Source organism: Desulfobacterales bacterium (assembly GCA_021647905.1).
Taxonomy (GTDB): Bacteria; Desulfobacterota; Desulfobulbia; order Desulfobulbales; family BM004; genus JAKITW01.
Genome location: JAKITW010000005.1, coordinates 54,900 through 64,482, shown reverse-complemented (window position 1 = coordinate 64,482; position 9,583 = coordinate 54,900). Strand labels below are relative to the sequence as shown.

The 9,583-nt window shown below is 59.2% G+C and carries 7 protein-coding genes; all 7 read right to left on the bottom strand.

The genetic code is table 11. The features are described from left to right. Positions 1-236: 236 nt before the first annotated feature. A complete protein-coding gene (gene trpE, locus L3J03_01710) occupies positions 237-1,712 on the bottom strand; it encodes an anthranilate synthase component I (protein MCF6289710.1) in 1,476 nt (491 codons plus the stop codon). Between the two features lie 327 nt (positions 1,713-2,039). Further along, complete coding sequence (rpsT, locus tag L3J03_01705) at positions 2,040-2,327, bottom strand: 30S ribosomal protein S20 (GenBank protein MCF6289709.1); 288 nt, start codon at positions 2,325-2,327, stop codon at positions 2,040-2,042. Positions 2,328-2,779: 452 nt separating this feature from the next. Beyond that, positions 2,780-4,288, bottom strand: coding sequence for a DUF294 nucleotidyltransferase-like domain-containing protein (locus tag L3J03_01700; protein ID MCF6289708.1), 1,509 nt, complete (start codon positions 4,286-4,288; stop codon positions 2,780-2,782). A 141-nt stretch (positions 4,289-4,429) separates the two neighbouring features. Then, on the bottom strand, positions 4,430-6,466 hold the full coding sequence (acs, locus tag L3J03_01695; GenBank protein ID MCF6289707.1) for an acetate--CoA ligase: 2,037 nt from the start codon (positions 6,464-6,466) through the stop codon (positions 4,430-4,432). Positions 6,467-6,497: 31 nt separating this feature from the next. Next, positions 6,498-7,085: a tetratricopeptide repeat protein gene (locus tag L3J03_01690; GenBank protein ID MCF6289706.1), complete on the bottom strand. Its 588-nt coding sequence runs from the start codon at positions 7,083-7,085 to the stop codon at positions 6,498-6,500. Beyond that, positions 7,082-7,336 (bottom strand): hypothetical protein, encoded by a 255-nt coding sequence (locus L3J03_01685; protein ID MCF6289705.1) that lies wholly within the window; start codon positions 7,334-7,336, stop codon positions 7,082-7,084. Before L3J03_01685 ends, L3J03_01690 begins: the two co-directional genes overlap by 4 nt. An 88-nt stretch (positions 7,337-7,424) precedes the next feature. Further along, positions 7,425-9,377, bottom strand: coding sequence for a sodium:solute symporter (locus tag L3J03_01680; protein ID MCF6289704.1), 1,953 nt, complete (start codon positions 9,375-9,377; stop codon positions 7,425-7,427). Between the last annotated feature and the right edge of the window lie 206 nt (positions 9,378-9,583).

Below are 9,583 nucleotides of genomic sequence, written 5' to 3'. Positions count from 1 at the left end.
CTCAGAGGGTCTAACCCTGCAAAGAAAGCTGGATAAGACCCTCTACATTTCGTAGGGATGTGGTCTCTAGTTCAACCTTTTTCGCCACCGCCACCTCTTTTATAAATTTTTCGCTCAGAGGGTCTAACCCTGCAAAGAAAGCTGGATAAGACCCTCTACATTTCGTAGGGATGTGGTCTCTAGTTCAACCTTTTTCGCCACCGCCACCTCTTTTATAAATTTTTCGCTCAGAGGGTCTAAAATCCTTTTTCAGCCATTTCCACGGCACGCCGTAATCCGCGGGCCTTGTTCAGGGTTTCCTCATATTCCCTTTCCGGGACCGAATCGGCCACGATCCCGGCACCGGCCTGGATCCAGAGATTCCGGTCCTGCATGACAAAGGTGCGGATGGTGATACAGAAATCCATGTTCCCGGAAAAGCCGAAATAACCCACCGACCCGGCATAGGGGCCGCGCCGTTCCGGCTCCAGCTCCTCGATGATCTCCATGGCCCTGATCTTGGGGGCCCCGGAGACCGTGCCGGCCGGAAAACAGGCGGCCAGCACGTCGAACTGATTGCACTCGGGCCTGAGTTTGCCGTGCACGCCGGAGACGATATGCATCACATGGCTGTAGCGCTCGATCAGCAGCAGGTCCCGGACCTCCACCGAGCCGAATTCCGCCACCCGGCCGACATCGTTCCGGCCCAGGTCCACCAGCATCAAATGCTCGGCCCGCTCCTTGGGATCGGCGAGCAGTTCCTGTTCCAGGGCCAGGTCCTCTGCCGGGGTTTCGCCGCGCTGGCGGGTGCCGGCAATCGGTCGCAGTTCAATATCATTGTTCTCCAGCCGCACCAGGATCTCGGGCGACGACCCGATCTGGACCACATCGTCGAGCTTGAGAAAAAAGAGGTAGGGGCTGGGATTGATATGCCGCAGGGCCCGGTAAAGGGTAAGGGGATGGAGATCGGTCTGGCTGTGAAACCGTTGCGACAGCACCACCTGGATGATGTCGCCGGCAATGATGTAATCCTTGGCCCGGCGGACCATCTGCTCAAAGGCCGGCTGCTCCATGTTGGCGGTGAACCGGTGCGCGGTCGAGCCGTTGCCCGAAAGGACCGCCGCCGCTGGCAGCGGTTCCCTGAGCCGGGCCGCCAGTTGATCGATCCGTTCCCGGGCCGCCTGATACAGGACCGCTGCATCGCCCTGTTCCGGAATAACCACCCAGTTGACAATGATCAGCTTCTGCTTGAAGCTGTCGTGGATCAACACCAGGCGGGGCACCATAAAGGAGCTGTCCGGCAGGTCCAGGGGAGGATTCACGCTCGGCATCTCCTCGACAAAGCGGACCATGTCGTATCCCAGGTATCCCACCAGTCCCCCGAAAAAACGGGGCAGGGATTCATCGTCAGCCGCGTTAAAGGAGGCCAGTAAACCCTGCAGGACCTCGAACGGGTTGCCCTGTTGTTCGGTCTCTGATTCGCCCCAACGGATATTGAGCCGGTCGCCATGGCTGGTCACGGTCATGATCGGATCAAAACCGATGAACGAATAACGGCCCCACTTCTCGCCGCCCTGCAGGCTCTCGAAAAGAAAGGCATGGGACCGGTGGGCCGCCAGTTTGGCAAAGATGGTGAGCGGGGTGTCCAGATCGGCAACGATCTCCCGGTAAACCGGGACCAGCCCCGAGGTGCGGGCCAACTGGGCAAAGGCGTCTTGATCGGGCTTATGCATTAATCACCCTCTTTGACGATTCCGTCCGGTCGGGGATCACCCGCCGGGATTGCTCTGGACAGGTCCGGTCCAGTCGCTTGACCCTGTAATTTTTCCCAAAAAAAAAGCCCTGGGCAGATAACCGCCCAATGGCTTTTTTTTGGGGAACCAACAGTTGCGCAAACCTTGAAAAGACACGGTCCGGCTGATATCCCATTGCCGGAGACCGGGCAACAGACAAGAGCGATCGACTGTCTGATCCGCGATGCGGGTCCGGGTCACAATCCATTATTATACCGCAAGGGCATAAGTTTCGTTTGAGCCGGCGTACGGCTCAACTCAGCTTTATCAGGCAGCCGACTCCGTGGACCGGGCCAGCTTGTTGACCCGTCTGGTGAGCCGGGAGATCTTCCGGGCCGCGGTTTTCTTATGAAAGGTACCCTTGGCGGCGACTCCGGCGATCACCGGAATCGCGGCCTTGAGCGAGGACCGGGCCTTTTCAACCGATTTATCGATCTCAACCGCCGCATCCACCGCCTTGACGGCATTCTTTACCCTGGTCCGGTTGGCCTTGTTCCGTTCCCGGCGCAACTGACTCTGCCGGACCCGTTTTAATGCTGATTTATGATTAGCCACTACCGTGTTCCTCCAGATATGTTGATGAAAAGCATGTTGCGTTATCCTGTATGGTTCCGCTACGATTTTGCCCTTGGCCCACCGCAACAAAAAAGAAGTTTTATAGCCGAAGTTGTCTGCCCTGTCAAGGATGCTGCACGGAAAACTTAACGTATTCGCAGAATATCGCCACCAGCCGGTTCCGCAAAACCTCGAACGTGCCGGCCTTCCTAACCGGGCGAGACAGGATAACACCCTTCCGCAATTTGCGGTGTCAAGCGTAATCTTACCCGGGCCGCAGACAAAAAAAGTCGTAACAGTTCACCAAGGGCGACAACCGCGGGGGATACTCAGCCCGTACGAGTTCACCAGTGCCTTAGATTCGTTCGCTTGGGGCTCCGAATCTATCCTTGGCGGATGTGAGGAGGCCAAAACGGGCGAAGATGAGGTGCTGGTGAACTTGTACAAAAAGTCTACAGCACCAGTTCCCCGAACTCGGTGGCCACCAGTTCCTGCAGGGAACCGATCGCCTTGAAGGCGTCCTTGAGAATCTCCCGGTCACGCCGGGAGATCAGTTTCGGATCAATAAAACAGTCCAGGGGCAGGCCGTCCCGCAACTTGTCGATCTGGGTGGACAGGGTGAGATGGAGAAGCACATGATAGGCGGACTCGAAATATTCAGCGTCATCAGCATGGATCTGGCCGGCGTCCACCAGCCGGGCCAGCCGCTTCAGGGTGGAGGTCTCGCAAATGTTGTGGCGCAGGGCCAGCATCCGCATTGCCTCCACCACAAAGAGCAGTCCGCTCCGTTTGATGTTGATCTCGCCCCGGTGCCGGCCCCGTTTTTCAGTAATAAACCCCCCGAGCAATCCCAGCGGCACCCGGTGGCTGCCCGCCTCCTCCAGCATGACCCGCAGGACCTCGTAATGTTTTTGCAGCTCGCCAAAGGCAAAATCCCTTACCTGCTCGAACAGGGCGAAATCCCCGGCCAGCGGGGCTGCATCAAAAAGCACGGTGGCAAACCGCCCCAGTTGGCGGACCTGCCGCTCTATCCAGTAGCGAATCTGCTGCTTCCACTCGGTCAGACTCTTGCGCCAGAGGGGATTCATCGCCATCACATAGCCCGGGCAGAGCGGGAAACCGGCAATGGCAAGATCCCTGGAAAAGGCCTCGCTCAGATCAACATAGTACTGGTCATACTGATGGTTGTCAGGGGTGTCGGCAATGACCATGCCATGGTCCTGGTCCGGACCGAGCAGATTTTCCAGGCGGCCGTGACTGCCGGTGACGTAGAGACAGAACCGGGCCGGCGGGTCGCCGTACCGCTCAAGGACCAACTCCAGGACGCGGCGATGGATGTCGCGGTTGATCATCGAGATCATCAGCACGATATCACTGGCCCGGCGGCCCGAGTGAAGGCGATCGTCCACCATCCGGTCAAGCTGGTTGCGTAAGCCCTTGAGGGCCTCCGGGCCTTGCGCCGCCCGGATCGCCTCGATCATGACCATGGGCTCGGGGTAGCGCAACTTGAGGAGCTGGCGCAGGGTGACGATCCCCACGACCTTGCCCCCCTCAACCAGGGGCAGATGCTTGATCCGCCGGGCGGTGAGGACCGACAGGGCCCGGTAGATGGTGTTACCGGGCCGCAGGGTCACCGGCTCCGGGGTCATCACCGCAGAGACCGGGGTGGTCGCGGGATCGACATCGTCATCGGCCACCACCCGCTGCATCACGTCCCGCTCGGTGAGAATCCCGCGGGGCAGGCCGGCATGGTCAACCACAATGACGCTGGAGACATTGCGGCCGGCCATCTCCTTGAGCACCGCCTTCACGGCCCGGTCCTCGGAGCAGGTATACACCTCGGGGTCCATCACCGACACCAGCTCTTCACTGTACGGAAGGGACTCGACCCGCTGCAGGTTTTCCCTGGTCTCCTGCAACCGCTTCAGCGATTCCAGATCAATGACCGCCCGTTTCTTCATCCGGACCACCCTGGGGGTTGACCGGAAAGCTCATCTTTCCGGATAAAAAGGATTATCAAAAAAAAACGCAGGGTTCCCGGCCTGGAAACCCTGCGCTGGTCTGTTGGTTATTGCTGGAGATTCACCAGGCCCTGTCCGGAATCATTCTCCCTGGACCAGTTTCTTGATCTCGTCAACGATCTCCGGATTGGCCAGGGTCATCACGTTACCCACGTCGCTGTGGTTGGAGATGGCGCCGAGCACCCGCCGCATGATCTTGCCGGAACGGGTCTTGGGCATGTCGGGCACCAGCCACACCTTGCGCGGCCGGGCAATCTTGCCGATCTCCCGGCACACGGCCTCGGAGATCTTGGCCGCCAGCTCGGGCGAGGCATCATAACCGGGCTGCAGAGAGATGTAGAGATCCGGTTCCTTGCCCTTTATCTCGTGGGCCACCGGCACCACCGCGGCCTCGGCCACCGCGGCCACGGTCAGGGCCGCGGACTCGATCTCCTTGGTGCCCAGCCGATGACCGGAGACATTGATCACGTCATCGATCCGGCCCAATATCCGGAAGTAGCCGTCCTCCGCCACCACCGCGGCGTCGCCGGCCAGATAGGGCCAGTCGCGCCAGTCCTTGCTGTTGCGGTCCTTGCAATACTGGCCAAAATAGGAGTCCACATAGCGATCGCGATCACCCCACACGGTCTGAAACTGGCCCGGCCAGGGGTTCCTGATGCAGATATTGCCGGCCTTGCCCGCGCCGGGCGGGATCTCGTGGCCGTCTTCATCCAGGATAACCGGATGGATGCCGGGCGCGCCGGGTCCGGCGCTGCCGGGCTTCATCGGGCTGACCCCGGGCAGGGTGGTGCAGAGAAAACCGCCGGTTTCGGTCTGCCACCAGGTATCGACGATCACTGCCTTGCCCTTGCCGATCACCTCGTAGTACCACTTCCAGACCGCCGGCTCGATGGGTTCGCCCACCGTGGTCATGTGCTTGAAGTTATAGTTATACTTGGCCGGCTCGTCCGGACCGATCTTGCGCAGGGCCCGGATCACGGTGGGAGCGGTGTGGAAGATGTTGATATCCAGTTCCTCGGCGATCCGCCAGCAGCGACCCGCGTCCGGATAATTGGGAACCCCCTCAAAGACCACGGTTGAGGCGCCGAGCGACAGGGGACCGTAGACAATGTAGGAATGGCCGGTGATCCAGCCGATGTCGGCCATGCACCAGTAAACATCCTCGGGATGGATATCCTGGATATACTTGGAGGTGCCGGCCACATAGGCGAGATAACCGCCGGTGGAGTGCTGGCAGCCCTTGGGCTTGCCGGTGGTGCCGCTGGTATACATCAGAAACAGCGGCGCCTCGGCCGGCATTGATACCGGTTCGACCTTGTGACGGGAAAAGTTCTTGAGTTCCTCGTTCATCGAGTAATCGCGGCCCTCGACCAGCGGCGAGCCACTGGAATACTTGCTCGGATGCCGGTTCCAGACCAGCACCTTCTCCACGGTATGCCCCTCCTGCTTGCTGGTCTCGTACGCCTCGTCGGCATTTTTCTTATGATCGATGAACCTGCCGCCCCGGTAGTAGCCGTCAATGGTGATCAGCAGCCGGCTCTGGGAGTCGACGACCCGGTCGGCGCAGGCGCTGGGGGAAAAGCCGCCGAACACCACCGAATGGACAACCCCGAGCCGGGCCAGGGCCAGCATGGTGATCGGCAGTTCAGGGGTCATCGGCAGATGAATGGTAACCCGGTCACCGGCCTTGAGGCCGCAGAAATCCCTGAACAGGGCCGCGACTTCGTTGACTCTGATGTAGAGTTCCTGGTAGGTGATGTGCTGGATCCGATCCTCTTCCGAGTCAGGCACGAAGTGAATCGCGGTCTTGTTCTTGTTCTTGGCCAGGTGCCGGTCGATACAGTTGTAGCTGACATTCAGTCTGCCGCCGACAAACCATTTCCAGCAGGGTGCGTCGCTGGTATCCAGGGTGGTGTGCCAGGGCTCATCCCAGTCAAGCAGATCAGCGTACTCCTTGAAACACTCGGGAAAATTCTCCAGGCTGAACCGGTCATATATCGACCTGTCCTTGACATTGGCCTGGGCCTTGAACTCCTCGGAAGGATAGTAATAAACCTCCTCCTGCCAGTGTACGGCGATCTGGGCCTCGGAAACCTCGATTTCTTCATTGGTCGACATGGGTCAAACTCCTTAAAATATCTTTACGATTTCAATCATCCACCTTGTACATCCGTTGTTGCTTATCCTGTTCCTGAATCCGCAACACCCGCTCCTCAGGGGGTTTTTTCAATTCAGCCTCCAGATAGACGATCCGGTCGGCAACAGTGGGCGGCCTTTCCTCGACATTGTGCATGAACCGCCACAGCCAGCCCGGCCCCTCCAGGATCTCCGGGTCCAGGGCCAGGGCCTTCCGGTAATTGTCCAGGGCCAACTGGTATTTTCCGGTCCGGTCGTAGAGGATGCCGAGGTTGGCATAGGCCGCGGCAAGGTCCGGCGCCAGGGCAATGGTTTTGTCGAATTCGGCCCGGGCATCATCCAGGCGGTTCATCTGCATATAGGTTATGGCCAGGCCGAGATGGGCCTGGACATGATCGGGGTTCTTGTCAAGGGCCTGGGAAAACTCGGACACCGCCTGTTCAAAGAGTCCGTCCTCAAGCCGGTAGTTACCCTTCTTGACGTTATAATCGCCCGGGATGTCCTCGACTCCGACCCGCCAGTAGAAGACAATGCCGATGATCCCGGCCAGGACCAGCAGGGCGTAAACAGCCTTGGCGTCAAACCTTCCCCTGCTATTCATCCGCCAGCCAGACCTCCCAGATATTTGAACATCACCACCTTGTTGTAGACAAAGGCAAAGGTCACCGCGATACAGACGCTGATCATTGTCACCTTCTTCCGCAAGCGGGCCAGTTCGTCGCTGCTGATATCCCGGCCGACCTTGCTCTGGTGTCGGTTCACGTTAAGGGTCAGGATAAACTTCCGGGTGGGGAAAAACAACAGAATTCCCAAGATAGTCGATGTAATTCCATACCACAGTAAATAGTACATGCGCACTCCCCAAAAAAAACCTGCGGAACCCGGACCCCGAACCAGGCATGTTCGGGAATCACGGGTTCCGCAGGAGAGAGGGTTGAGTCTAGGGTTTATCCAGGTCCAGCCGGGCCTTGCTCGTATCGCCGATATCCTCTACCAGGGCGATGATAGCCGATTCCGGCATGGTGGACATCCTCATCTTATAGGCCAGGAACCACATCATCACCACGCCCAGGGCCCACCAGATGATCTGCCAGGCCCAGATCGAGGGCATGCCGAAGATCCAGGTGGCGGAGTCGTTGGGATTGCCGAAGATGGTGTTGCCGATGACCGCGCCGGGTCCGATGGCGAACATGAACCAGATCAGGGTAGCGCCCCAGGCAACCGGCTTCAGACCCTGCAGGGAAGCAGGCAGGGCCGCGGTTTCCTTGAGGTACTGGTGAAAGGTCATCTTATGTTCCATATCCTTCTCATCCTGGGTCACCGCTGAGACGAGAATGGCCAGGCCCAGGTTGAAGAAGATGCCCCAGCCGGCGGAATGGATGGTCCAGGGCCAGCGGCCCCAGGCGGTAATCCCGAACCACTTGGTACCGATGGTCTCGGTGCAGGTTACCACGATCAGCCCGGCGATCAGACCGACGGTCACCCCGCGCTTGGTCAGCCAGGGCCACCAGCAGGCCCCGATCAGGGCCGGCCACATCTGGAAGCCGTAGGCCACGGCCAGACCGCCCAGAAGCACCAGGGCGTCGTGGGAGGTGGTGGCCACCACCAGGGCAAGGCCGCAGATGATCACAACCCCGATCCGGCCGAACAGTTTCTGGGTTGCATGACTTGCCTCGGGATTGATGTACCGTTTGTACAGGTCACGGGTCAGCATGCCGCCGGCAGTGGACATATAGGCCGCGCCGGTGGACTGCATGGCCGCCAGGGCACAGACCGCCAACAGGCCGACCAGCCAGGGGGTGGAAACGGACATGAGATGAATGAGCGCCGGGACGATCATCCCCTGCTTGCCCGGGGTCTTCATGATGTCGCCGCCGATTCCGAGCAGGTCCTTGGCCTGGCCCGCGGCCAGCATGACCGGGTCAGCACCGATCAGATGTCCGCCCAGACCCTGAATCGCGGTGAAGATGATCAGGATGAAGCCGATTCCGAAAGAGGAGGCCCATACCTGCTGCGGTGCAAAGGGCCGCGGGTTCTTGTTGGAAAAGGACCACATCGAAAAGGCCGGGGCCGACTGGATCCCCATCAGGGCGAACATATAGGTCAGGCACATGATCCCGGTCCAGGCACCGCCCGCGGCGCTGGGGCCTGACTTGACAAACTGGATCACCCCGGGAATGGCGATGTAATGACTGTAACCGTCCGGGGTCCGCTTGGTATCCAGCGCGGCAAGGTGGGCAATCCCTTCATTCAGGGCGCTCCAGCCGCCGACCGCGTTCAGGGTGATGATCCCGATGGCCAGGATACCGCCGGCCAGCAGCAGACACTGCATGGTGTCAACATAGGCCACGGCGCGAAGCCCGCCGGAGGCCACATAGATGATAACCACCAGGGAGAGCATCCACATCCCGGTTTCGACCCCGAGCAGGCCGTCGGTGAGAATGTTGAATAAAAAGCCCGAGGCGCGGAGCTGGACCCCGAGATACGGAACCGAAAAGACCAGGGCCACGACCACGGTGAGAATCCGCATGGCGTCGGACTTGAAGTATTCGGCGAACATCTCGCCCGGGGTGACGAAACCGAAGCGCTTGCCCAGGATCCACTGGCGCTTTAAAAACATGACCCCGGTGAACGGAATGGTGATCGCATAAAATGATGCGTAGGCATATTGGAACCCGTCACGGTAGACAAGCCCCGGATGCCCCATGAATGTCCAGCCGGAAAAGCTGGTTGCCGTTGCCGCCAGCACAAAGACCCAGATCGGAATCTGGCGGCCGGCGATAAAGTAGTCGGAAGCGGTCTTTGCCGACCTGGCGCCCTTGATGCCCCAGAAAATGCAGTAGGCCCAGTACATGGCGACAAAGACAAATAGCCATACGGTTGCAGCTGTCAAAATTCCCCTCCTTGTTTGCTAAGGCTTGATCAACTCTTTAAAGAAACAGATCTCCCTTTCTCCCGGCCGTCCGGCGCATCCTCTTCACCTCCTCACCGCCCGGGTCCAGCCTTTTGCTTGACAGTAGAAAAAAAATAAATTCCCCAACCAAAATAAAAAAGAAACCGCGGGAATTTAAAAACGCGAAGCAGAAAACGCTTTCAGCA